29 protein-coding genes are annotated in these 23,443 nt (G+C 74.9%); 19 read left to right on the plus strand and 10 right to left on the minus strand.

The genetic code is table 11. The features are described from left to right. Positions 1-4: 4 nt before the first annotated feature. From SM452_RS07135 to SM452_RS07160, 6 genes are all read left to right on the plus strand, one after another. Positions 5-625, plus strand: a complete 621-nt coding sequence (locus SM452_RS07135) for a hypothetical protein (protein ID WP_262011663.1) — start codon at positions 5-7, stop codon at positions 623-625. A 99-nt stretch (positions 626-724) separates the two neighbouring features. After that, positions 725-1,141, plus strand: coding sequence for a protein-tyrosine phosphatase family protein (locus SM452_RS07140; RefSeq protein WP_402806603.1), 417 nt, complete (start codon positions 725-727; stop codon positions 1,139-1,141). Between the two features lie 101 nt (positions 1,142-1,242). Next, positions 1,243-2,547: a D-alanyl-D-alanine carboxypeptidase family protein gene (locus SM452_RS07145; RefSeq protein WP_463839543.1), complete on the plus strand. Its 1,305-nt coding sequence runs from the start codon at positions 1,243-1,245 to the stop codon at positions 2,545-2,547. A gap of 54 nt (positions 2,548-2,601) precedes the next feature. Continuing rightward, complete coding sequence (locus tag SM452_RS07150) at positions 2,602-3,756, plus strand: MGDG synthase family glycosyltransferase (RefSeq protein WP_463839544.1); 1,155 nt, start codon at positions 2,602-2,604, stop codon at positions 3,754-3,756. After that, complete coding sequence (locus SM452_RS07155) at positions 3,753-4,475, plus strand: polysaccharide deacetylase family protein (RefSeq protein WP_463839545.1); 723 nt, start codon at positions 3,753-3,755, stop codon at positions 4,473-4,475. Before SM452_RS07150 ends, SM452_RS07155 begins: the two co-directional genes overlap by 4 nt. A gap of 100 nt (positions 4,476-4,575) precedes the next feature. Then, positions 4,576-5,856 carry a D-alanyl-D-alanine carboxypeptidase family protein gene (locus SM452_RS07160; protein WP_262011658.1) on the plus strand — a complete coding sequence of 427 codons (1,281 nt, stop codon included), beginning with the start codon at positions 4,576-4,578 and terminating at the stop codon, positions 5,854-5,856. A gap of 15 nt (positions 5,857-5,871) precedes the next feature. On the opposite strand, the gene SM452_RS07165 is transcribed toward SM452_RS07160, so the two are convergent. Beyond that, a complete protein-coding gene (locus tag SM452_RS07165) occupies positions 5,872-6,897 on the minus strand; it encodes a LacI family DNA-binding transcriptional regulator (protein WP_262011657.1) in 1,026 nt (341 codons plus the stop codon). Between the two features lie 199 nt (positions 6,898-7,096). Here SM452_RS07165 and SM452_RS07170 point away from each other — a divergent pair, with 199 nt between their 5' ends. From SM452_RS07170 to SM452_RS07180, 3 genes are read left to right on the plus strand one after another with little or no spacing between them, the layout of a single operon-like run. Further along, positions 7,097-8,062, plus strand: a complete 966-nt coding sequence (locus SM452_RS07170; RefSeq protein WP_463839546.1) for an acetylxylan esterase — start codon at positions 7,097-7,099, stop codon at positions 8,060-8,062. Between the two features lie 48 nt (positions 8,063-8,110). Then, a complete protein-coding gene (locus SM452_RS07175; RefSeq protein WP_463839547.1) occupies positions 8,111-8,935 on the plus strand; it encodes a M15 family metallopeptidase in 825 nt (274 codons plus the stop codon). Between the two features lie 44 nt (positions 8,936-8,979). After that, positions 8,980-9,486 (plus strand): DinB family protein, encoded by a 507-nt coding sequence (locus tag SM452_RS07180; protein ID WP_463839548.1) that lies wholly within the window; start codon positions 8,980-8,982, stop codon positions 9,484-9,486. 30 nt (positions 9,487-9,516) lie between these two features. On the opposite strand, the gene SM452_RS07185 is transcribed toward SM452_RS07180, so the two are convergent. Beyond that, a complete protein-coding gene (locus SM452_RS07185) occupies positions 9,517-10,290 on the minus strand; it encodes an alpha/beta hydrolase (RefSeq protein ID WP_463839549.1) in 774 nt (257 codons plus the stop codon). Positions 10,291-10,437: 147 nt separating this feature from the next. Here SM452_RS07185 and SM452_RS07190 point away from each other — a divergent pair, with 147 nt between their 5' ends. Together SM452_RS07190 and SM452_RS07195 are read left to right on the plus strand one after the other, a co-directional pair. Then, positions 10,438-10,830, plus strand: a complete 393-nt coding sequence (locus tag SM452_RS07190; RefSeq protein ID WP_013286540.1) for a hypothetical protein — start codon at positions 10,438-10,440, stop codon at positions 10,828-10,830. Positions 10,831-11,219: 389 nt separating this feature from the next. Further along, the gene (locus SM452_RS07195) at positions 11,220-12,419 is read left to right on the plus strand and encodes an RtcB family protein (RefSeq protein WP_262011651.1); all 1,200 of its coding nucleotides are present in this window, start codon (positions 11,220-11,222) and stop codon (positions 12,417-12,419) included. Between the two features lie 32 nt (positions 12,420-12,451). Here SM452_RS07195 and SM452_RS07200 read toward each other — a convergent pair whose 3' ends face one another. The 3 genes from SM452_RS07200 to SM452_RS07210 are packed head-to-tail and all read right to left on the minus strand — an operon-like array spanning position 12,452 to position 13,310. Then, positions 12,452-12,616: a hypothetical protein gene (locus tag SM452_RS07200; protein WP_463839550.1), complete on the minus strand. Its 165-nt coding sequence runs from the start codon at positions 12,614-12,616 to the stop codon at positions 12,452-12,454. After that, positions 12,613-12,831 (minus strand): helix-turn-helix domain-containing protein, encoded by a 219-nt coding sequence (locus SM452_RS07205; protein ID WP_355508837.1) that lies wholly within the window; start codon positions 12,829-12,831, stop codon positions 12,613-12,615. Before SM452_RS07205 ends, SM452_RS07200 begins: the two co-directional genes overlap by 4 nt. Then, the gene (locus tag SM452_RS07210; protein ID WP_355508835.1) at positions 12,831-13,310 is read right to left on the minus strand and encodes a DUF2975 domain-containing protein; all 480 of its coding nucleotides are present in this window, start codon (positions 13,308-13,310) and stop codon (positions 12,831-12,833) included. The genes SM452_RS07205 and SM452_RS07210 overlap by 1 nt, the downstream gene beginning before the upstream one ends. Positions 13,311-13,425: 115 nt before the next feature. On the opposite strand from SM452_RS07210, the gene SM452_RS07215 reads away from it, so the two are divergent. Beyond that, entirely contained in the window at positions 13,426-13,932 is a 507-nt protein-coding gene (locus tag SM452_RS07215) for a hypothetical protein (RefSeq protein ID WP_355508833.1), read from the plus strand. Positions 13,933-13,944: 12 nt separating this feature from the next. On the opposite strand, the gene SM452_RS07220 is transcribed toward SM452_RS07215, so the two are convergent. Next, a complete protein-coding gene (locus SM452_RS07220) occupies positions 13,945-14,586 on the minus strand; it encodes a dihydrofolate reductase family protein (RefSeq protein ID WP_355508831.1) in 642 nt (213 codons plus the stop codon). Between the two features lie 82 nt (positions 14,587-14,668). Then, positions 14,669-15,262, minus strand: coding sequence for an HD domain-containing protein (locus tag SM452_RS07225; RefSeq protein ID WP_463839551.1), 594 nt, complete (start codon positions 15,260-15,262; stop codon positions 14,669-14,671). A gap of 139 nt (positions 15,263-15,401) precedes the next feature. On the opposite strand from SM452_RS07225, the gene SM452_RS07230 reads away from it, so the two are divergent. The 6 genes from SM452_RS07230 (at position 15,402) to SM452_RS07255 (ending at position 20,308) form a co-directional block, all read left to right on the plus strand. Next, on the plus strand, positions 15,402-16,361 hold the full coding sequence (locus SM452_RS07230) for a TolB family protein (RefSeq protein WP_355508829.1): 960 nt from the start codon (positions 15,402-15,404) through the stop codon (positions 16,359-16,361). Positions 16,362-16,471: 110 nt separating this feature from the next. Further along, positions 16,472-17,248: a methyltransferase domain-containing protein gene (locus SM452_RS07235; RefSeq protein WP_463839552.1), complete on the plus strand. Its 777-nt coding sequence runs from the start codon at positions 16,472-16,474 to the stop codon at positions 17,246-17,248. Positions 17,249-17,303: 55 nt separating this feature from the next. Then, positions 17,304-18,305 (plus strand): hypothetical protein, encoded by a 1,002-nt coding sequence (locus tag SM452_RS07240; protein ID WP_091418084.1) that lies wholly within the window; start codon positions 17,304-17,306, stop codon positions 18,303-18,305. Then, positions 18,302-18,955: a sulfurtransferase TusA family protein gene (locus SM452_RS07245; RefSeq protein WP_262011642.1), complete on the plus strand. Its 654-nt coding sequence runs from the start codon at positions 18,302-18,304 to the stop codon at positions 18,953-18,955. The genes SM452_RS07240 and SM452_RS07245 overlap by 4 nt, the downstream gene beginning before the upstream one ends. Positions 18,956-18,970: 15 nt before the next feature. Further along, positions 18,971-19,873: an inositol monophosphatase family protein gene (locus SM452_RS07250; protein WP_463839553.1), complete on the plus strand. Its 903-nt coding sequence runs from the start codon at positions 18,971-18,973 to the stop codon at positions 19,871-19,873. Between the two features lie 24 nt (positions 19,874-19,897). Continuing rightward, positions 19,898-20,308 carry a VOC family protein gene (locus SM452_RS07255; RefSeq protein WP_262011640.1) on the plus strand — a complete coding sequence of 137 codons (411 nt, stop codon included), beginning with the start codon at positions 19,898-19,900 and terminating at the stop codon, positions 20,306-20,308. Between the two features lie 14 nt (positions 20,309-20,322). Here the strand turns inward: SM452_RS07255 and SM452_RS07260 are convergent, their stop codons facing one another. Further along, positions 20,323-21,099, minus strand: coding sequence for an SDR family oxidoreductase (locus SM452_RS07260; protein ID WP_366623913.1), 777 nt, complete (start codon positions 21,097-21,099; stop codon positions 20,323-20,325). Between the two features lie 140 nt (positions 21,100-21,239). Between SM452_RS07260 and sigJ the strand changes: the two genes are divergently transcribed. Then, complete coding sequence (gene sigJ, locus SM452_RS07265; protein ID WP_463839554.1) at positions 21,240-22,106, plus strand: RNA polymerase sigma factor SigJ; 867 nt, start codon at positions 21,240-21,242, stop codon at positions 22,104-22,106. A 58-nt stretch (positions 22,107-22,164) separates the two neighbouring features. On the opposite strand, the gene SM452_RS07270 is transcribed toward sigJ, so the two are convergent. Together SM452_RS07270 and SM452_RS07275 are read right to left on the minus strand one after the other, a co-directional pair. Continuing rightward, a complete protein-coding gene (locus SM452_RS07270) occupies positions 22,165-23,064 on the minus strand; it encodes a GNAT family N-acetyltransferase (RefSeq protein ID WP_463839555.1) in 900 nt (299 codons plus the stop codon). 55 nt (positions 23,065-23,119) lie between these two features. Beyond that, complete coding sequence (locus SM452_RS07275) at positions 23,120-23,443, minus strand: nuclear transport factor 2 family protein (RefSeq protein WP_262011636.1); 324 nt, start codon at positions 23,441-23,443, stop codon at positions 23,120-23,122.

Below are 23,443 nucleotides of genomic sequence, written 5' to 3' on the forward strand. Positions count from 1 at the left end.
CATCATGCGGCTATCCCGCATCATCATGGCGCTCACGGTGGGCCTGGCCGTAGCGGCCGTGCCGACCGCGGCCGGGGCGGCGCAGCCGCAGCCCCCGGTCTACCCGCCCGAGGTCGCGTCGCTGACCGTCTCACCGACGACCATCCGGCTCGGCGAGACGTTCACCCTGCGGGGTTCGAACTTCGCGCCGAACGAGTCGGTGCGCATCGACGTGGCGATCACGGGCCTGCCCGCGGCCGCCCCCGCCGAGGGAACCGCGCGGCGCAGCGACGGCAGCACGGTGGCGATGGCGCCCGTCGCCTACACGCCCAACCGGGCCCAGCCGCAGCCCGCGCCGACCACGTTCACCGTGACGGCCGACGCCAGCGGCAACTTCACCGTCACCTACCGGCCGACCCGGCCGGGCCGGTACACGTTCACCGCCACCGGTCTGACGTCCGGGCGGATCGCGAGCGCGACCGGCACCGTTCTGCCGCCGCGGCCGACCAAGTCGCCGCACCACGGCGGGCTGCCGGTCACCGGTGACAGCATCGGCACGCCGCTGAAGCTCGGTGGGGGCCTCGCCGCCGCCGGTGCGGTGCTGCTGCTGGCCTCGATGGCCTGGCGTCGCCGCCGCCTCGGCTGATCCGGGGTGCGCCGGGGACGACCCGGCTCGATCGTGAGTGCCCGCCGGACGGAGTCCGGCGGGCACTCACGTGTCCGCCCGCCGGGACACAATGAGCCGATGGACCCGACACCGTGGACCGACCCGGCCGGCCTGCTCACGCTCCCCGGGGGCGCCACCGTACGCGGCCGCCGGGTCGCGGGGCCCGCGTCGCCGGCCGACTTCGCCCTGCTGCTGGCGCCCGGTCCCGAGCCGGAGTGGCCGTCCCGGCGGGTCCGCTGGCCCGACTTCTGGATCCCGGCCGACCGCGCCGACGCCCTCGACGCGCTGCGGGAGGCGTGGCGGCGCGCGTACGCGGGGGAGCGGGTCGAGGTGGCCTGCCACGGCGGCATCGGCCGTACCGGCACCGCGCTGGCCGCCCTCGCCGTGCTGGACGGGCTGCCGCCCGCGCGGGCGGTGGCCTGGGTGCGGTCCGGCTACCACAGGCGCGCGGTGGAGACGCCATGGCAGCGGTGGTGGCTGCGCGGCGTGCGCTGACGCGCCAGTCGGTCACCGACCGGGACCGCATGATCGGCACCGCGTCACGACACCGGTGAGCCGTCCGGACCTGATCATCGGGCTCGGTAGGGTGCCATCTCATGAGTGCCCGGGTCCTCGCCGCCGCCACCGCCGTCACCCTGCTCACCACCGGCGTTCCGGCCCCGGCCACAGGCGCCGCCCCGGCGCTCACACCCGCAGCCGCCCCGGCCGGCCCACCCGCGGCTGCGCCGGCCGCCGTACCCGTGCCCTGCCCGCGCCTGCCCGCGCCGAAGGTCAGCCGGCCGCCGCGCCCGACGCCGCCGGCCACGACGCCCGAACAGGCGGCGGTGGGCGGCGAGGCGCTGGCCGGCACCGGGCTGGTCACGCCACCCGGCAGTCCCGCACCCCCGGCGGTCACCGCCACCACCTGGCTCGTGGCGGACCTGGACACCGGCGCGGTCCTCGGCGCCTGCGGCGCACACGTCCCCGGCACCCCGGCCAGCACCCAGAAGCTGCTGCTGGCCGCCACCATGCTGAGCCGGCTGGACCCCAAGCAGGTCGCCGTCGCCACTCGCGCCGACCTGGACATCGAACCGGGCAGCTCGGCCGTCGGCCTGCTCGTCGGCGGCCGCTACAGCGTGGAGACGCTGTGGCTGGGCCTGCTGCTCCAGTCCGGCAACGACGCCGCCAACATGCTGGCCCGCCTCGGCGCCGGCAGCTCCCAGGCCGGCGTCGCCGAGATGAACGCGCAGGCCCGCCGGCTCGGCGCCGGCCAGACGCACGCGGTCACCCCGTCCGGCCTGGACGGCCCCGGCCAGTTCACCAGCGCGTACGACCTGGCGCTCATCGCGCGGGCCTGCTTCGCCGACGCCGCGTTCCGCCGGTACGCGCGCACCGAGCGCACGCAGATCCCGGCCCAGCCCGCGCTGAAGAAGGGCGGGTTCCAGATCCAGAACGAGAACCAGCTCATCTACCGCTATCCCGGCGCGCTCGGCGGCAAGACCGGCTTCACCGAGCTGGCCCGGCACAGCTACGTCGGCGCCGCCCAGCGCGACGGACGCCGTCTCGTGGTGACGCTGCTCGGCGCCGAGGCCCGCCCGGTACGCGGCTGGCAGCAGGGCGCCCAGCTGCTCGACTGGGGCTTCCGGCAGCCCCGGGACGCCTCGGTCGGCCGGCTGGTCGAGCCGGGCGAACGGGACGCCGAGGCGGCGGAGCCCAAGCAGGCGGCGGCCGCGGAGCCGAGCCGTACCGCCTCCCCGCCCTGGCGAGGGCCGGCCGGGACCGCGCTGCGCCGCGTCGGCGACGGGGACTGGCGGATGATCGTGCCGCTCGCCGGTGTGCTGGCCCTCACCGTCGGCGGGGTGGCGGCGGTGCTCGCCGCCCGCCGGGGCCGGTCCCGCCGTCGCGGACGCCGCCGCGCCTGAACCCGGCGTCCCGGCGGGTCGCGTGGACACCGATTCCGTGGGTATGCGCCCGGCATGGAGCACCCGGGCCGGATCGTGGTGGTCTCGGCGGACATCGGCGCCGGACACGACCGGGCCGCCGACGAGCTGGCGCACCGGCTGCGTGCGCGGGGCTTCGCGGTGGACCGGCTGAACCTCCTGCACCTGCTGCCCCGCCCGGTGCACCGGGCGGTACGCGAGACGTACCGGGGGGTGCTGCACCGGCTCCCCTGGGGCTACCACGCGCTGTTCCGGCTGACCGGCAGCTCGCGGACCGCCGTACGCGCTATCCGCGCGCTGATGCGGCCGTTCCGCCGCCGCCTGCGCCGCCGCATCCCGCCCGACACCCGGGCCGTGGTCACCACCTACCCGTTCGCCAACCAGATCCTCGGTCCGCTGCGGCGGCGCGGGCGGCTCCGTGTCCCGGTGATCACCTATGTGACCGACTTCGTGGTGCACCCGACCTGGCTCGCGCCGGGCGTGGACGTGTACTGCGCGGTCCGCCACGCCGAGACGCACCGGGCCGGCGCCGCCGACGTCACCGCCGTGCAGCCGCTGGTGTCCCGCGACTTCGCCCGGCCCGCCCCGGAGGACCGGCGGCGGGCCCGGCAGCGGTTCGGCCTCCCGGCCGACGGGGTGCTCGCGCTGGTCGTCGCCGGCTCCTGGGGCGCCGGCGAGGTGGCGGCCACGGTGGCCGAGGTCGCCGCCGCGGGCGTCCGGCCGGTGGTGGTGTGCGGGCACAACGCGGCGCTGCGCCACCGGCTGCGCGGCGCCGGCCGGCACGTGCTGGGCTGGGTCGACGACATGCCGGCGCTGATGCGCGCGGTCGACGTCATGGTGGAGAACGCCGGCGGGCTGACCTGCCAGGAGGCGCTGGCGGCCGGGCTGCCGGTGGTCACGTACCGGCCCATCGCCGGGCACGGGCGCGCCAACGCCGCGATCCTGGCCCGGGCCGGCCTGAGCCGGTGGGCGGCCACACCGCAGCAGCTCGGGCCGGTCCTCGCGGCCGTGATCGGGACCGGACCGGTGAGCCCGTCCCGCGACGACGTGTCCCGCGACCCGGCCGGCCTGGTCGCCGAGGCCGCACGCCGGGCACCGCCGGCCGGTACGCGCCGCCCGCTGCTGGACCCGGTCGGCGACGCCGTCGCCGTGCTCGCCGCGCTGCTGCAGTCCACCGGCGGCCTGCGATGAGAGCGGCCACCCTGGCCGGGGCCGCCGCGCTCGCGCTGCCGGCGCTGCACGCGGCACCGGCGGTGACGGCGCTACCCGCGCTGCGGCGACGGCTGCTGCCCGGGCTGCACGGGCTCGGGACACCCGGCCGGGTCGCGCTGACCTTCGACGACGGCCCGGACCCGGAGTCCACCGGCAACGTCCTGGACGTGCTGGCGGCGCACCGGGTCCGCGCCACGTTCTTCGTGCTCGGCGCGATGCTGGCGCGCCACCCCGCGCTGGGCCGCCGGGTGGCCGGCGACGGCCACGAGATCGCCGTGCACGGCTGGACGCACGACAACCTGCTGCTGCGCGGCCCGGCCCGCACCGTCAGCGACCTGACCCGCACGTACGACCTGGTCACCGACGTGACCGGCCGTCCGCCCCGGTTCCTGCGACCGCCGTACGGCGTGCTCACCACCGCCGCGCTGGTGGCCGCCCGGCGGCTGCGCCTGCGGCCGGTGCTGTGGAGCTGCTGGGGCCGGGACTGGACCGCCACCGCCACCGCGGACACGGTCGCGCGCACCGTCCTGACCGGACTGGACGCGGGCGGCACGATCCTGCTGCACGACTCCTCCCGTACCGCCGCGCCGGGCGCCTGGCGGGCCGGTCTCGCCGCGCTCCCGCGCGTGCTGGCCGAGTGCCGCCGCCGCGGATGGCAGGTCGGCCCGCTCGCCGGGCACGGGCTCCGCGCGCGCTGACCCGCGAGCGACCAGCGGAGCCTACCGCCTGACCTCGGTGCCGGGGCCCGAATCCCGGAGCCGGTGACCCGTTCGGGTCGGCGTGGCTAGCGTCCGGGTCATGAGGACCTGGGGATCCTTCGTGGCGCTGACCGCCGCCCTGCTGCTGCCGGCCTCGGTGACACCGGCGGCGGCCGCCGCCCGCGCGCCGGTACGCCGGCTGCCGGCCGCGCCGCCCTGCCCGAACGTGCCGGCCCCGGCGACCCGGCCGCCGCAGCCGCCGCCCACGCCCGACCCGGCCGCGCGGGCCGTCGGCGGCGCCGCGCTCGACACCGCCGGCCTCGTCGTCCCGCCCGCGTCGAGCGCGCCGCCGGCGGTGACCGCCACCTCCTGGGTGGTCGCCGACCTGGACAGCGGCGCGGTGCTCGGCGGCTGCGGCCCGCACGAGTACGGCGTGCCCGCGAGCGTGCAGAAGCTGCTGCTCGCCGCCACCATGCTGCCCCGGCTGGATCCGCACCGGGAGGTCACGGTGACCGCGGGGGACCTGGCCGTGGAACCGGGCAGCTCGGCGGTGGGGCTGGTCGAGGGCGGGCACTACCGGATCGAGACGATCTGGCTCGGCCTGCTGCTGCGTTCCGGCAACGAGGCGGCCAACGCGCTCGCCCGCCTCGGCGGCGGCCCGGACGGGCTGGCCGGCGGGGTGCGGGCGATGAACGAGGAGGCGCACCGGCTCGGGGCCCGGCAGACGCACGCGGTCACCCCGTCCGGGCTGGACGGACCGGGGCAGTTCACCAGCGCGTACGACCTGGCGCTGATCGCGCGGGCGTGCTTCGCCGACCCGGCGTTCCGCGAATACGCCGCGACCCGGGTCGCGCAGATCCCGGCCCAGCCGGCGCAGCGGGCGAAGGGGTTCGCCATCTCCAACGACAACATGCTGCTGGACCACTATCCGGGCGCGCTCGGCGGCAAGACCGGCTTCACCGACCTGGCCCGGCACACGTACGTCGGCGCGGCCGAGCGCGGCGGCCGGCGCCTCGTGGTCACGCTGCTCGGTGCCGAGGTGACCAGCCGGCGGGGCTGGCAGCAGGGCGCGGCGCTGCTCGACTGGGGGTTCGCGCAGCCCCGTGACGCGCGGGTCGGCCGGCTGGTCGAGCCGGGGGAGCTGGACCGGTCCGCGCCACCGGCGGGCGGGGCGGCCTCGGCACTGGCCGGGCACGCCGATCTGCGCGGCGGCGGGGCGGCGCCCGGGCCGCGGCCCGGCGCGGGCGTGACGGTGGCGGTGGGCGCGGTGCTGACGGCCGGGGGAGCGCTGCTCCTGGCCCGGCGGCGCCGCAACGCCGCCGTGGTAGCCATGTCGACCGGGTCGGCGCTGCGAGAGCCGGAAATTCCGGAACAGGAGTGAAAACAGGGGCCCGGATCAGCGGGCCGCGGGCCCTGCGGTGCTGTCCCGCACCACCAGTTCGGTGGCCAGTTCGACCCGGGGCGAGTCGATCTCCTCGCCCTGGGCCAGCCGCAGCACGGTACGTGCGGCGAGCCGGCCCATCTCGACCAGCGGCTGGCGCACAGTGGTCAGCGGCGGGGAGGCCCAGCGCGCCTCGGGCAGGTCGTCGAAGCCGACCACGCTCACGTCGTCGCAGACCCGCAGTCCGCGGCGGCGTATCGCCTCGTACACGCCGAAGGCCATCTGGTCGCTGGCGGCGAAGATGGCGGTCGGCGGGTCGTCCAGGTCGAGCAGCGCGCCACCGGCGGTGAACCCGGAGGCGTGGTAGAAGTCGCCGGGCTGCACCAGCCGGTCGTCGGCGGCCACCCCGGCGGCGGCGAGCCCGGCCCGGTAGCCGTCCAGCCGGGCCCGGCTGCACAGCAGGTGCGGCGGGCCGGCCACGAAACCGATCCGGCGGTGGCCGAGCTTGAGCAGGTGCTCGGTGGCGGCCAGGCCGCCGGTCCAGTTGGTGGCGCCGATCGCCGGCACGTCGGTGGCGGCCACGCCGGCGGCCGGGTCGACCACCACCACCGGCACGTTGAGGCGCCGCAGCTGCGCCTGCACGGCCGGGCTCAGGTGCGAGGTCACCACGATCACGCCGTCGGACGCGCGGGCGCGCAGGTTGTGCAGCCACTGCCGGGTGGAGCTGGACTCGCGGTGGATCGCCGAGACGACGGTGCCCACCCCGGCGGCGTGGCTGACGTCCTCCACGCCGCGGATGATCTCCACGGCCCACGGGCTGTCCAGGTCGTTGAAGACCAGGTCGACCAGGTCCGCCCGGCGCACGGTACGGCTGCCGCGGCGCCGGTAACCGTGGTGACGCAGGAGTTCCTCGACGCGCTCCCGGGTGTCCGGTGCGACGTCGGAACGCCCGTTCAGTACGCGCGACACGGTCGGGACCGAGACGCCGGCCTCCCGTGCGATCGCGGTGATGGTCACCCTGCGCTCGTCGTCCGCGCTCACCCGTGTTCCCTTCGCCGGCTGCCGGAACCGACCGGTAGACCGTCCCGCCCCACGCACATCTTGCCGTACGGCGAGGGCTTGACGACAGGCCGGACCGGCCCTAGCGTTCGCACGAGTTGCGGAAACGTTCCGGAAATGCGCCAGTCATCTGCCGACGGCTCGCCGTCCACCCCCGACGAACGACGAGGAAAAACGAGGCGTGTTCACCGACCTGACCGAGGCCGAACTCCGCACCTACCGCAGCGACCTGCACGAGCCTCCGGACTTCGATGCCTTCTGGACTGACACTCTGGCACAGGCGCGCTCGTGCGGCGACCCGGTGTCCGCGACCCCGCTGCCCACGCCGCTGACCGGTGTCGACGTCTTCGACGTGACCTTCCCCGGCTTCGCCGGCCAGCCGATCCGCGCCTGGCTGCGGGTGCCGCGCGGCGCGACGGAGCCGCTGCCCACGATCGTGCAGTACGTCGGGTACGGCGGCGGCCGCGGCCACGCCCTGGAGAACCTGCTCTGGTCCGCGGCCGGTTTCGCCCACCTCCAGATGGACACGCGCGGTCAGGGCTCGGGGTGGAGCCGGGGCGACACACCGGACGTCGCCGCCGCCGGACCGCAGGCGCCGGGCATGGCCACCCGGGGCATCGAGGACCCGAACAAGTACTACTACCGGCGCTTCCTCACCGACGCGGTCCGCGCCGTGGACGCCGCGTGCGAGCTGCCGGCTGTCGACCCGGACCGGATCGCCGTACTCGGTCACAGTCAGGGCGGCGCCGCCGCGCTCGCGGCCGCAGCGCTGGCCCCGCGGGTCCGCGCGGCGGTCGCGCACGTGCCGTTCCTCTGCGACATCCCGCGCGCCGTCACGATCACCGATGCCACGCCGTACCGGGAGATCCGCGACTACCTCGCCGTGCACCGCGACCGCGAGGAGCAGGCGCTGCGCACGCTCGGCTACGTCGACGGCGTCGCGTTCGCCCGCCGCGCCACAGTGCCGGCCCGGTTCTCCGTCGCGCTGATGGACGAGATCACGCCGCCGTCCACCGTCTACGCCGCCTACCACGACTACCGGGGCGACAAGGACCTGACGGTGTGGCGGTTCAACGGCCACGAGGCGGGCGCGATCGACGACGACGCCGCCGCTGTCGACTTCCTGCGTACCGTGCTGGGCGGCTGACCACCGGTTCCGCCGATGCCGGCCCGCCCGGGCTGGTAGACACGGCGGATGGGCACCGGCAAGCGCGCGACGGCGGTCCTGGCCGTCGCGGCCGCGCTGCTCGCCACCGCCTGCCAGCGGCCCGCGCCGTCGCCGTCACCGTCCGCGCCGCCGTCACCCACCCCGACCGGCCCGCGCGCGCCGGCGGACATCGTGGACCTCACCATCGTCGATCCCACCGTCCGCACCGACATCCGGTACGCGGGCCCGCACAACTTCGTCGGCCGTCCCATCGACGGGTACGCCGAGCCGCGCTGCCTGCTCACCCGCCCGGCGGCGCAGGCGCTGCACCGGGTGCAGACCGCCGCGCTCGCCGGTGGGCACAGCCTCAAGGTGTACGACTGCTACCGCCCGCAGCGCGCCGCCGACGACTTCGTCGCCTGGGCGAAACTCCCCGGCGAGCAGCGGATGAAGGGCGAGTTCTATCCCGGCGTACCCAAGGACCGGCTGTTCGCCGACGGCTACATCGGCGCGCCCACCGCGCACAGCCGGGGCAGCACCGTCGACCTGACGCTGGTCCCGGTCTCCGGGCCGCCGCAGCCCGCGTACACGCCCGGCCAGGCGCTCGTGCCCTGCACCGACCCGGCCGGGCGCCGCTTCGCCGACGACTCGATCGACATGGGCACCGGGTTCGACTGCTTCGACCCGCGCGCCCACACCGCCGACGCGCGGATCAGCGACACCGCCCGGAACAACAGGGACCTGCTGCGCCGGCTGATGTCCGCGCAGGGCTTCGAGAACTATCCGCTGGAGTGGTGGCACTACCGGTACGTCGACGAGCCGTACCCGGACACCTGGTTCGACTTCCCGGTGGCCGGTTCGTCACTGCGGTGACGCGGTCGTCCCACCAAGATCGATCGCGGCTAGGCTCGACGCTCATGGAGACCGAACGGATCGGCCCGCCGCTGCTCGCCGGCGAACGGGAGTCGCTGCGCGCCTTCCTCGACTTCCACCGGGCCACGCTGGCCCTCAAGTGCGAGGGGCTGACCGACGAGCAGTTGCGCCGGGCGGCGTCGCCGCCGTCCACGCTGTCCCTGCTCGGCCTGGTCCGCCACATGGCCGAGGTGGAGCGCACCTGGTTCCGCCGGGTCATCGCCGCCGAGGACGTGCCGCTGGTGTGGTCGGACAGCGGCGACTTCCAGCAGGCGTACGACGCCCGCGACGCCGACCCGGCCGAGGCGTTCGAGGCGTGGCAGCGGGAGATCGAGCACGCCCGGCGCATCGAGCGGGAGGCCGAGTCGCTCGACGTGACAGGTCACCAGGCCCGCTGGGGCGAGAACGTCTCGCTGCGCCTGGTCATGCTGCACATGCTGCACGAGTACGCCCGCCACAACGGGCACGCCGACCTCATCCGCGAGGCGATCGACGGCACCGTCGGCGTCTGAGCCGGCCCGGTCAGCGCCCGCGCACACCGGTCAGCGCGTGCGCAGCGGCAGCCAGGCCAGCACGTCGGAGATCTGCGCGTCCCAGTACGCCCAGTCGTGGTCACCCGGACCGAAGTCGACGGTGACCGGGACGTCGCGCCGCCGGGCCACGTCCAGGAACCGCAGGCTGTCCTCGTACAGGAAGTCCTCGGTGCCGCACGCGACGTAGAGCGCCGGGAGGTCGTCGCCGGCGCGCTCCAGCAGCCCCACCGTGTCGTCGTCGGCGGGCACCGGGCCGTCACCCCAGACGGTGTGCCACACCGCCGGGTCGACCGGATGGGTCGGATGGTGACGGCGGCGCGTCACGTCCAGCGCGCCGGACAGGCTCGCCGCCGCCGCGAACCGCTCCGGCCGGCGCAGCGCCCACTTCATCGCCCCGTAGCCGCCCATCGACAGGCCCGCGACGAACGTGTCCTCCCGCCGGTCGGACAGCCGGAAGAACGACCGGCACACCTCGGGCAGCTCCTCGCTGAGGAACGTCCAGTACCGGTTGCCGTGCGACTCGTCGCAGTAGAAGCTCCGCTGCACCTGCGGCATCACCACGGCCAGCCCCAGCGGTGCCACGTACCGCTCGATCGCGGTACGCCGGGTCCACACCGTGTCGTCGTCGGTCAGGCCGTGCAACAGGTAGAGCACCGGCGGGTCGCCGTCGGCGGCGGCGCCAGGCACACCGATCCCGGCCGCGCCGCGATCGGGCAGCAGCACCGTCATCGACGTGCCCACGCCCAACGCCTCAGAGAAGAAGTCACAGCGGATCAGCGCCATGAGGCGGCAGCGTACCTCGGAGGGGTTCGATGAGGGCGTTCCTATTGCCCCGGGACGGTCGTACGGGAAAAGATGGCCGTGCGTGCCGGAAACACACTCGTAACCTGCGCGCTGCTGGTCTCTGTCACAAGGAAGTGGGAGTCAGGCATGAGCGACGTGTCCGCCGCACTGGGTGTGCGCCTCTACCCGGACCTGGTCGAGCCCGGCGGTCTCGCCCCCGCGCTCGTGGCGACCGCCGCCGCGCACCAGCTCGACGTCGGCGAGGTGACCGCGCCCGAGCAGGGGCGCAGCCGGTTCACCTGCGCCGAGATGACCTCCGCCCGGGGCGTGGTCTGCGTCAGCCTCGGCTCCCAGGCCCGCTACTTCATGATCGACCTGCGGGTGGACGGCGACGTCCAGGCCCGGGGCGACGCCACCGACCTGCTCCAGGTCGCGCAGGTCGCGGCCGCCTGGCGGGCCGGCATCACGCTCGCCGAGCTGACCGCGCGCTACCCGTTCATGGAGGAGATGCGCCGCCACCCGGTCGCACACGCCGGCTAGCAGCCGGCCGCCGGGCGCGCCCGGCACTCCTGGAGTCGCGAGGCGGGGTGCGTCGTCCGTCGCCCCCGCTGTCGCCACTGCGCCCGAAGAGATATCGCGTTGCCGCTCGTGCGGGACGGCCGTACCGTGAGCGGGCAACGTCGATCCGATCCACCAGGGAGCCTGCCGTGTCGCAGCAGAACCGCACCCGCGCCGAGCGGCAAGCGCCGCGCGCCGGTGTCCTGCTGCCCGAACCGGGCACGGGCCGGGAACGGCAGTGGCAACCCGGGTGGTGGCGCGTCTAGCGCCGGCGCGACGATCCGCGCGAACCGCCCGCCCCGACACCGGAGCCGGGCGGTTCTCCGTGTCCGGGGCACCTATCTCAGACGGACATGAGCGAGGAGACGACGATGGGTTTCACCCCGCTGGCCGGTACCCGGGCACCGGTCCGGGTCTGGACCGACCCGTACGCGATCGAGGCGCAGGCGGCCCGGCAGCTGCGCAACATCGGCGCGCTGCCGTGGGTGCAGGGCGTCGCGGTGATGCCGGACGTGCACTTCGGCAAGGGCGCCACGGTCGGCTCGGTGATCGCGATGCGGCAGGCCGTGTCGCCGGCCGCGGTCGGCGTGGACATCGGCTGCGGCATGTCCGCGGTACGGACCTCGCTGACCGCCGCCGACCTGCCCGACGATCTCGCGCCGCTGCGGTCGGCGATCGAGGCGGCGATCCCGGTCGGCTTCGCGATGCGCGACGACGCGGTCGATCCGCGCCGGATCCGGGGCCTGGAGCAGGCGGGCTGGGACGACTTCTGGCGGCGGTTCGGCACGCTGGACCGGAAGGTGGCCCAGCTCCAGACGCGGGCGCAGCGTCAGCTCGGGACGCTCGGCGGCGGCAACCACTTCATCGAGGTCTGCCTGGAGCAGGGCGGCGCGGACGACGGCCGGGTCTGGCTGATGCTGCACTCCGGGTCCCGCAACATCGGCAAGGAACTGGCCGAGCGGCACATGGCGGTGGCGCGCGGCCTGCCGCACAACACCGACCTGCCGGACCGGGACCTCGCGGTGTTCCTCGCCGGCACGCCGGAGATGGACGCGTACCGGCGGGACCTGTGGTGGGCGCAGGAGTATGCCCGCCGCAACCGGGCGGTCATGCTCGCACTGCTGAGCCAGGTGGTCCGGGAGGCGTTCCCGCACGTCGGCTACGACGAGCCGATCTCCTGCCACCACAACTACGTGGCGGAGGAGAGCTACGACGGGGTGGACGTGCTGGTGACCCGCAAGGGCGCGATCCGGGCCGGGAAGGGGGACCTGGGCATCATCCCCGGCTCGATGGGCACCGGCTCGTACATCGTGCGCGGCAAGGGGAACCTGGACGCGTACTGCTCGGCGTCGCACGGCGCCGGGCGGCGGATGTCGCGGGGGCAGGCGAAGCGGACGTACAGCACCGCGGACCTGGCCGCGCAGACCGCCGGGGTGGAGTGCCGTAAGGACGCCGGGGTGGTCGACGAGATCCCCGGCGCGTACAAGGACATCACCGAGGTGATGGCCCAGCAGGACGACCTGGTCGAGGTGGTCGCCCACCTCAAGCAGGTCGTCTGCGTGAAGGGCTGAGTGATGGGGCCGGCGTCGAGGGGGCGCCGGCCCTACCGGGTACGCCGGGCGACGCGTACGCCGATGGCGACCGCGCCGATGACGAGCAGCGCGGACAGGAGCTGCAGGCCGGGGGAGTCGTCGGCCTCGCCGTACACGAAGCCGGTGACGCCGAGCACGACGGCGAGCAGGGCGACGGCGGCGGCCAGGTGTCTCATCGGTCCTCCTCGTCGGGGACCCATTCGAGCAGGTCGCCGGGCTGGCAGTCGAGCACCCGGCACATGGCCTCCAGGGTGCTGAACCGGACGGCCTTGGCGCGGCCGTTCTTGAGTACGGCGACGTTGGCCGGGGTGAGCCCGACACGCTCGGCGAACTCGCCGACGCTCATCTTGCGCTTGGCCAGTTCGACGTCGATGCGCACGACGATCGGCATCAGATCACCGCTTCCATGTCGGTGCGCAGCGTGGTGGCCTGGCGCAGCAGCGCGCGCAGCACGACCATCAGCAGCCCCAGCACGCTGACGCCGGTGACCAGCAGGAACAGCAGCAGCGGCAGGCCCGGGTCGTCGGCGTTGAAGCCGACGTAGAGGAACACACCGACGAGCACCAGCCAGGCGGCGGCGACCGCCCAGACGATCCCGTCGACCCAGCCCAGGGACGCCTCGGTGAAGATGCGGTCGCGTTTGACCAGGGTGAGCAGGTGCCAGGTGCAGACGATCACCACCTGCACGCACAGCACCCAGAAGATCGTCACCGCGGTGGCGGGCCACCGCAGGTACGCCATGTCCGGGTTCTCGCGCGCCATGTGCGCGAACTGCCCGGGCAGCGACATGGTCTGGAACAGCACCAGGATCGCGAACAGCAGGACCAGGAAGGCGCGGAGTGGTGTCACCGCGCGTTGCGCTGTAAGCATGCATCGACTATCGCGCGTAACCTATCGAAAGTCAATCGGTTCCGATCGTGGGTCGCTGTCGATAGGATCGGTCCGGGATGCTCGCCCGGCTCCGGCCCACCCTGGGGAGGACGACATGACCGGACACCGCCGTCGCGCGGTCCGGCCGACGGCCCTTGTCCTGGCCGCCGCCCTGACCGGCGCCGCCTGCCAGCCGGGAGAGCCCGACCCGGCGGCCCCCGGCGCCGTGGTGATCGACCGCCTCACCGCGCCGGCCGAGCTGGCCGGTCTGCCCCGTCAAGACGCCGGCAGGGACCGCATACCGGCCCTGGTCGACGATCCGCCGGGTCTCGCCATGGTGATCAACGGGTACGGCGAGGCGACTCCGCCGCCACTGACCCTCGAGGCGTACTACGGCAACCGGGTGGGCATCGCGGCGGTGGGGCGGGCGTTGCAGTCGCGTCTCGGCGGAGGCACTGCCGCACCCGGCGCGGAGACCACCTGCCACAGTGGCGCCGACGGGTCTGTCACCTGCTGGCGGCGGGCGGACACGCTCGTCGTGACGGTCACCGCCCGCGACGGCCGGTCCGCCGAGCGGACGCGGGACGCCACCGAGCAGGCGTGGCGCGCCGTCACCGGCTGAGCGCCGCCGACGTCAATCGGTGCCCCTCGCTGGGCGGCCGACGGCGTAGCGGACGTGTACGGCGTACCGCGAGTGGTGCACCGCGCGGATCTCCAGGTCGACGTCCCGGTCGAAGCCCTCGAACAGCCGCTTCCCGCGGCCGAGGATCACCGGCGCGGTGGACAGGCCCAGCTCGTCGACCACGCCGGCCGCGAGCGCCTGCCGGATCACGTCGGCGCCCCCGCCGATGACCACCGCGCCGTCACCGGCCGTACGCCGGGCCGCTGCCAGCGCCGCGTCGAACCCGTCGACCATGAGGAAACCGGCGTCCGGGTCGGGCTGGTCGGCGGTGCGGTGGGTGAGCACGACCAGGGGCGCCTCGAACGGGTTGCGGCCGCCCCAGGCGCCGGCGGCGTCGTACATGCCCCGGCCGCACAGCGCAGCGCCGACGCCCGCCAGCAGCTCGTCGAAGTACGCGCGGTCCTCACCGGTCATGCCGGTGCCGGGTTCGCGTGGCGTGTCGTAGGTCCACGGCCCACCCATCACCCAGTGGTGCAGCCGCTCGCCGCCGACACCGAGCCCCTGGCCGGCGTGGTCGTCCGGACCGGTGACGTAGCCGTCCAGGGACACGGTGACGAACGCCCGTACCCGGCCCCGCGCTTCGCTTGTGCTCATGTTTCCTCCCGGAGATCGGAGAACACCGACCCAGGGCAGACCGGCGGCCGGTGCCGGACTCATCGCCGCCGTCGGTCCGGCGTCAGCCGTACACCGAATGTTCGGCCTGGAACGCCAGCCGGCGGTCCGCGCCGGCGGCCAGCTCGGCGAGCACGTCGTCGAGGTCCAGGAACGTCTGCCAGCGCTCCTGGCCGGTGATGCCGGCGAGCCGGTCGACCACGAGCTGTTCCAGGTCGGTGACCCGGCGGCCCTTCCACACCTTGTCGGCGAGGCTGACCATCAGGTCCTCCAGCTGCACGCCGGGGGAGTGCCAGGCGGCGTGGGTGACGGCGAAACGGGCCCGCTCCTCCGGTACGCCGAAGCGCAGCAGCAGCTGGTAGCCCGCCTCCTCGTGCGCCGACCCCGGGCCGGTCAGCTCGCCGGGATGCTCGACCTTGCCGAGGTCGTGCACGGCGGCGCCGAACAGCACCGCCTGCCTGTCGAACGGCACTGCGGCGAACCGGTCGGCGAACGCGGCGGTCAGGTGCCAGGCGACGTCGTGCACCAGCCGCAGGTGCGCGCCGAGGCGCGGCGGGGCGGCGAGGGCGGCCAGCAGCTCGACCGCCACGCCCGGGAGCGGGAGCAGCGGCGGGTCGCCCGCTTCGGTGAGGGCGCGGTGCAGCGCGTCGGAGGTCATCGGGGCGAGCGTACCGGTCTCCGGTGGGCTCACCGGCGGTGATGGACGAGCAGCCGAACGTGAAGCGGCCGCTCGTCCGATTCCGGTGCGTCGATCCACTCGGGAGGGTGGGGGCCACGTCTCTCACGGGGGTTGTCGAATGACCGCACTGAATCGTCGTGCCCTGCTGCGTGCCGCCGCGCTGACCGGGCTCGCCGCCGCGACCGGGGTGGCCGCCGCGCCCCACGCCGCGTCCGCCGCACCGGCCGCCGCCGACGTGGTGAACGGGTCGTGGCTGGTCAGCGTCGGCTGGGGTGTGCTCCAGGTCGACCCGGGCCGCACCACGCCGCGGGAGCTGCTGCCCAACGGGGACCACGCGAAGTCCTCGCCGGACGGCCGGTACGTGGCCTGGGTCAACACGGCCCGCTCGGGCGACGGCACGCTGGAGCCGTTCGTGGCGGTGTACGACCGGGTCACCGGCCAGAAGCGCACGCTGCTCGCCGACCCGTTCGGTGTCCGCTACGGCGCGCCGACGTGGTCGCCGGACGGCACCGAGATCGCGCTCGTCACCGGGCAGGACAACGACCGGCTGATCGCTGTGGACGTGGTCACCGGCGCCACCCGCGTGCTGGTCGAGGGGCACTCCATGACCGACCCGGACTGGTCCCGGGACGGCTCGATGATCGTCCTGCGGTGGCGCAGCCGTTCGCAGGGCTGGCAACTGCGGGTGCTGGAACTCGCGACTGGGACGGTGCGGCCCGTCTACACGCCGGTGGCGGGCGAGACGTTCATCTCGCCGGCCTTCATGCCCGACTCCGGGCGCGTCGTCTTCTGCACCAACCGCTGGCACCTGGACCGCGAGGTCTACAACCAGTCGCTCGCGTCGGTGCGCATCGGCGGCACCGGGCTGAAGAAGCTCACCGACGAGCCCCGGTTCTACCTGTCGCCGGTGTTCTCCCCGGACGGCCGCTACTGCGCCGCGCTGTCGATCCCGCCGGAGAACGAGCACCCGGACGGCGGCAACATCATCGTGTCCACCAGTGGCTTCGGCGAGCAGTGGTGGGTCCCCGGCGACGAGTACGACGACAGCACCCGGCTGGACTGGGCGCGGGCGATCTGACGTACCGCCGCGCGCACATCCGGTGACGGATGTGCGCGCCGCCGGGCGCGACCGGTGCGAGGCTTGGAGCGGACGCCGCCGACGGGGCCGGCGTCCGCTGTGGAGGGGTGATGGCCGAGCCGCCGACCGGGACGTCGTCGCACCGCGCGCAGGCGCACGGCAGGCACGCCAACCACCGCCGCTACCACGACGGCGCCGAGGTCGACGGGTACGTCGACGACCCGTACCACCGGGTGCGCCGCACGGTCGCGGCCCGGCTGATGGCCGAGGGGGTGACCGGCCGCGGACCGGTGCTGGAACTGGGCTGCGGGCCGCGCGGCATGCTCGACCCGGCCGCGCTGCCCGGCCCGGTGGTGCTCGCCGACACGGCCGAGACGGCGCTGCGCACCGCCCGCGCGGCGGCCTGCGGACGGGCGCTGCCGGTCTGCCTGGACGCCACCCGTGGGCTGCCGTTCCGGGCGGGCAGCTTCGCCGGGCTGCTCGCCGGGGAGCTGATCGAGCACGTGTACGACCCGCTGGCGCTGCTGCGGGAGTGCCACCGGGTGCTGGCGCCGGACGGCCTGCTGGTGCTCACCACCCCGAACCTCGCGCCGGTGCAGGACCGGCTGGCGTTCCTCGCCGGGCGGGCGCCACGTCAGGTCGACCCGCTGCACCCGTACCTGTGGCTGCACATCCGCCCGTTCACCGCCTCGCTGCTGCGCCGCACGCTGCGCCGGGCCGGGTTCACGCCGGTCGCGCTGCGGTCCAACGAGGTCGGCTGGCGGCTGCCGGGCGGCCGGTGGGTGGCCTCGCGCCGGCTGGCCCGCGCCGCGCCCGGCCTGGGCGGTTCGCTGATCTGCGCCGCCCGCCGGCAGGGCGGACCGCCACCGGCCCGAAACAGGGTGTGATGGCGACATTGACAGCGGGCTATCATGGAGGTTCCGTCGTCGACCGGGGGATGTCATGACGCGCCTGCTCGCCTGGGTCGTGACCAATCTCGACGCGTTCATCGGCCTCGTCCTGGCGCTCACGGTGTCCGTGCTCGGCCTCACCAACGCGGTCGACCAGGAGGTCGTCAACAGCGCGATCCTGCTGGTCCTGGGCCTGCTCGCACAGGCGATGCTGCGCGACCGGCTGCGCCGGCGCACCACCGAGCGGGAGGTCCGCCAGGTCATCTCGGACACCCGCGACCGGCTGACCGACCTGGTGCCGCAGATGCAGGAGATCACCGGCCCGGAGGGCGCGCTGAACCGGGCCCGCGAGGCCATCGACAGCGTCTCCATGGTGCGCGTGCTGCACGGCAGCGAGGTCGGGCAGGCGCTCGCCGAGGCGCGGCGGCACACCGACCAGTGGAGCTTCAAGGGCGGCACCGGCACCTTCCTGCGCGCGGTCACGCTGCCGGACTGCCTCGAGCACGCCCGGCGGCGCAACGCCACACTCACCGTCGCGATCGAGATCATCGACCCGACCGACGAGGAGGTCTGCGAGCGGTACGCGCGGTTCCGGCGCAGCCTCGACCCGGACGCGCCGGGCGAACCGTGGACCGTCGACCGCACCCGCAAGGAGTCGTACGCGACGGTGCTGGCCGCCTGCTGGCACCTGCAGCGCTCCGGCCTGCTCACCGTCGACGTGCGGCTCTCCGCGCAGATGACCACGTTCCGCTACGACCTCTCCTCCTCCTGTGTCGTCATCACCCAGGAGAACCCGCAGACGCCCGCGCTGCGCATCGACCGCGGCGAGGTCTACTACAACCGTTTCAACATCGAGCTGGACTACAGCCGCCGGCAGAGCCGGCGCGTGCCGATCGAGGCGGCGGCCCAGGTCAAGCTCGACGACGAGCCGTCGGTCGAGCAGGTACGGCGGTTGTTCACCGCCCTCGGCCTGACGCTGCCCCGGTCCTTCGGCGACCGTGAGGTCGCCGACATCATCGGCAAGGCCGTCCAGGCGAGGAATCCCTACTCATGACCAGTTACGCCGACCTCGAACGGGAGATCGACCGGGGCACCCGGCCGGAGATGCTGCGCGGCTGGGTGCTGGACGTGCTCGGCGACGTCGCCGAGGGGCGTCGGCCGCTGCGCGCGGTCCGGCATCCGCTCGGCTTCACCTGCCTGCCGGTGGAACGCGACGGCCCGGACGGCATCTGCGTGCACGCCTGGCCGGCCGACCCGCCGCCGGTGCGCCCGACCACGTCCACCATGCACTCGCACAGCTGGGATCTGCTGAGCCACGTGCTGCACGGCACCGTCCGCAACGAGCTGATCGAGGTCGACGACGCGCCGGCCGACCCGGCCTGGCGGATCTACGAGGTGCACAGCCTCGGCGAGGTGGACGAGATGGCCGCGACCGACCGGCTGGTCACCGCGATGACCGCGACGGTGGAGACGCACTCCGCAGGCGACTCGTACGCGCTGCGCGCCGGCGGCTTCCACACCTCGGAGGTCGACGCCGGTGAGCCGGCGGTGACAGTGGCGCTCGGCCGGACCACTCCCGGCGCGTGCGACCTGAGCCTCGGCGCGGTGGACGGGCGCAGCCACCGGGTACGCCGGGACCGCTGCGACGCGGCGGAGACCGCGCGGATGGCGCGGGAGATCGCGCGACTTGTGGCACGGGGCTGACTGGCTGGAGGAGCCATGGACGTGGAGCCGAGCAGAGGCGGGCCCGACCTGCGCGACGCGCACCGGTTCGCGGTGGAGGCCGCGCAGGCGGCGGGCCGACTGCTGCGCCGGGGCACTCGGGGGGAGGTGCACGCCCGGGCCAAGAACGACACCGGTGACCTGGTGACCGACCTCGACCTGGCCGCCGAACGGCTGATCGTCGACCGGATCCGGGCCCGCTGGCCGGAGCACGGCGTGATCGCCGAGGAGGGCGGCGAGTACGCCCCGGACACCGCCTGGGCGTGGCTCGTCGACCCGCTCGACGGCACAAACAACGTGGCGATCGGGCTGCCCGCGTACGTGGTCGGGATCGCCCTGTGCGACAACGGCTCGCCGGTGCTCGGCGTGGTGCACGACCCGGTCGCCGGCCGTACCTGGTCGGCGGTGCGCGGCCGGGGCGCGTTCGTGCACGCGTCCGGCCCGGCCGCGCGGGCGCTGCGCGCCGCGCAGCGCCCGGTGCCGTCCGCGCCGGTGCTGGCCTGGACCCAGGGGCACGAGGTACGCCGGGACGACAGCACCGCCCGGGCGCTGAAGGTGGTGCTGGACACCAGCGCGCGCCGGGTGCTGCAACTGTGGGCGCCGCTGCTGTCCTGGGTGATGCTGGCCCGCGGCGACATCGACGGCATCGTCGGCTACCGCCCCGAGGCGGTCGACCTGCCGGCCGGGATGCTGCTCGCCGTCGAGGCCGGCATGGCGGTCCGCGCGCTCGACGGCGGCACGTTCGACGACAGGTACGGCTGCCCGGCGGACCGGCGCAGCTTCGTGGCCGGGCCGCCGGAGACCATCGACCGGCTGGTCAAGCTGGTCACCGCAGCACAGTGGATCGAGCCGCAGGTGCGCCGCCTCACCCCGGTCGGCCTCGGTTCGGTGGGCTGGTGAGCCGGGTCGGCTAGCCTCGGCCGGATGGCCGCCAGACAACTCAAGCTCGGGCTCCGGGTGCGTGACCTGGACCGTTCCCACAGGCTCTACCTGCGACTCGGCTTCAAGGAGATCCCACAGACCGAGCAGGTGAACCTGCGCTACCTGACGTTCGGCCACACCTGGCTGATCCTGTCCGACCTGCACCGCCACGGGCACCACGACGCGCAGCGGGAACGCGAGGTCAAGGCCGGGCCGCCCGGGCTCGGAGTCGTGCTCACCGTGCCCACCGCCGACCTGGACGCCACGTACGCGCTGTGGCGCGACGAAGGGCTGCCGGTGACGCTGGAGCCGGAGGACGTGGGCTGGGCGCGGATCTTCTACGGGCTCGACCCGGACGGATACGAGGTCATGTTCGAGCAGTTCCATCCCGTCACGCGTGCCGCCGACGCCTGACGTGCCGCGGTGCGTCAGGTGACCGGCCGCGACGGCGCCCGCTCGGCCAGGAAGTCGGCCCAGGTCCGCACGCCTCTCGCCGCACCGGGCCGGGCGAGGTTCGCGCCGTCCCGGTACGCGCGGCCGGCTCGCCCGGGGATGCGTACCGGCAGCCGGGCCCGGCGCTTCCCGGTGGCGGTCAGGTAGCCGGTCAGCAACTCGCCGACGCCGTGGGTGTCCGGACCGGCCAGGTCCGGCACCAGCCCGGCCGGTGCGCCCAGCGTCAGCTCGGCCAGCCGGGCCGCCACCTCGGCGGCGTCGACAGGCTGCAACCGCAGCCCGCCCGGCACCGGCACCACGGGCAGCCGGGCCATCGCCGTCAGCATGGTCAGCACCAGGTCGTGCACCTGCGCGGCGCGCAACACCGTCCACGGGACGCCGGAGTCCGTCACCGCGCGCTCGGCGTCGAGCTTGGACCGGATCCAGGCCAGCGGCACCCGGTCGGCGCCGGTCACCGAGATGTGCACCAGGTGCGCCACACCGGCCCGGTGCGCGGCACGGGCCAGGTGTGCGGTGGCGCGGTCGTCGCCCTTCGCGCCGCCGGCCAGGTGCAGCACCGTGGACACCCCGCGCAGGGCGGGGCCGAGGTCGGCGCCGCCGAGCAGGTCGGCGGTCACATGGGTGACGCCGTCGCCGGACCGCCCGCCGCGCCGGCTGAGCACCCGCACGGGGTGCCCGGCGGCGCGCAGCAGCGGCACGACGTGCCGGCCGATGGTGCCGGTGCCGCCGGTGACCAGGATCTGTCTGTTCATCGTCTCGCCTTCCGTCGCCTGTGCTGCCACCTCGACCCGCGTCGCACCGCCGGCGTGACAGGTGTGACGGCCATCACCTCCGGTCACATCGACGGGGTCCGGCGGGGTCGAGACGGTGTGCGGGAGGGGAGGCTCAGGTGATGGACACCGGGCTGGCGGAACGGTTCGAGCGGGAGCGACATCGGCTGCGCGCGGTGGCGTACCGGCTGCTCGGGTCGCTCACCGACGCCGAGGACGCGGTGCAGGAGACCTGGCTGCGGTTGTCCCGTACCGACCCGGCCATCGTGGACAACCTGGACGCCTGGCTCACCACTGTGGTCGCCCGGGTCAGCCTCAACACGCTGCGGTCCCGCGCCGCCCGCCGGGAGGACCCCCTCGACGTACGCCTGCCCGACCCGGTGGTGGACACCGGCGCCGACGACCCGGCGCACGCCGCGGTGCTCGCCGACTCGGTGGGCCTGGCGCTGCTCGTGGTGCTGGACACGCTGACCCCGGCCGAGCGGCTCGCGTTCGTGCTGCACGACATGTTCGGCGTGCCGTTCGACGAGATCGGCCCGCTCGTCGACCGCTCACCGGCGGCGGCCCGGCAGCTCGCCAGCCGGGCCCGCCGCCGGGTACGCGGACAGGCGCCCACCCCCGATCCCGACCTGGCCCGGCAGCGGGCGGTGGTGGACGCCTTCCTCGCCGCCGCCCGCGACGGTGACCTCGGCGCGCTGATCGCGGTGCTGCACCCGGATGTGGTGCTGCGCTCCGACGCCGGGACCGCCCGCGCCCGCCACACGGTCGTGCTCTCCGGCGCGACGACCGTGGCGGCGCAGGCGACCACGTTCGGCCGGCTCTTCCCGCACGCCCGGCCGGTGCTCGTCAACGGCGCCGCCGGGGTGCTGGTGAGCGCCGGGGACCGGCCGCTGTCGGTGATGGCGTTCACCGTCACCGGCGGCCGGATCGCGGCGGTGGACGTGATCGCCGACCCGCACCGGCTGGCCGCGCTCGGCCTCGCCGGCTGACCGTGCTCGGTCTGCGCGGCTGACCCGGAACCGCGTCGGTCGACCAGACCAGGTGGGCTCAGTCGACCAGCACCAGGTTGGCCATGTCGACCACCGGCCGGAAACCGAGCCGGGCGTAGAGCCGGTTCGACACCGGGTTGGCCTGGTCGGTGAACAGGCACACCCGCGCGCCCTCGGCGGTGAGCAGCCGGCTGACCTCGGCGACGGCGTTTCCGGCCCAGCCGCGCCCGCGCTGCTCGGGTGGCGTGTAGACAGGGCCGACGCGGGCCACGCCGAACGACGTCGGGTTGGCGGCGGTCAGGTGTACCGGAGCACCCGACTCGTCGGTCCAGAACCACACCCGGCCGTCCCGGATCCGGTGCAGCAGCTCGGCGTGGTCGGGCGTCTCGTGGGCGCTCGTCCCGCGCGGGCGGCCCGCCTGCTCGTCGGCGTCGGCCGAAAACGCGCCGAACCACGCGGCGACCAGGTCGACGTCGTCGACGGTGGCGCTCCGCAGCGCGCCGGGCACCGGTGCGGGCGGGATGGGCTGGTCGAGCACGTGCAGCCGGGTGTGCTGGGCCACCGCGACCCGCCCGCCGTCGAGACGTGCGACCTCGTCGGCGCAGGCGCGCGCGGCGGGCAGCGCGCCGTTCACCGCGCGGACCCGCTCGCCGCGCCGGTGCCACGCCCCGGCCAGCGCCACGGCTGCTTCCCGCGGCATCGGCAGCAGGAACGGCGGTCGCGGCGGGAACGGCGCGGTACGCATCGCGGCGCCCACCACCGCCCCGGAGCCGTCCCGCACCACCAGCCACCAGTCGTCCTCGGGCAGCGCGACGCCCTCGGCGCGGCGGGCCACCATCCGGTGCGTGACGCTGGCGACGACGGTGCCGACCACCGGATCGGCGGCCAGATAGGCCCCGGCGGCGGCGAGGAACTCGCCCGGGTCGGTGCAGAAGTGCAGCGTGGGCGCGGCGGTCATGTGGGCACGGTAGCCACCGGCCGGGATCGGGCCGTACCGGTTTTCCCGCCCCGGCTCAGGGGGCGATGCGCAGCCGACGGATGCGGGTGTCGTCGTACTCCTCGAACCGGAACCGCAGCCCGGCGAACGGGCTGCCGGGGAAGTCGCCGCTGATCGTGGCCGTCACCACGATCCCGGCCGGCGTCTGCTCCACGTCGGTGATCTCGTACGACACCAGCGGCGTGCCGCTGCGCCAGGCGCGGATCTCGTCGATGCCGCGGTGGGTGCGTCCCTCGTCCTCGACCACCGCGTCGTCGGCGAACAGCGCGAGGTAGGGCTCCTTGTCGGCCTGGCCGGCGAGCGCGAAGTAGCGGCGGACGATCTCGGGCGCGTTGCTCAT

This window comes from Micromonospora sp. SYSU B005, from assembly GCF_055362685.1.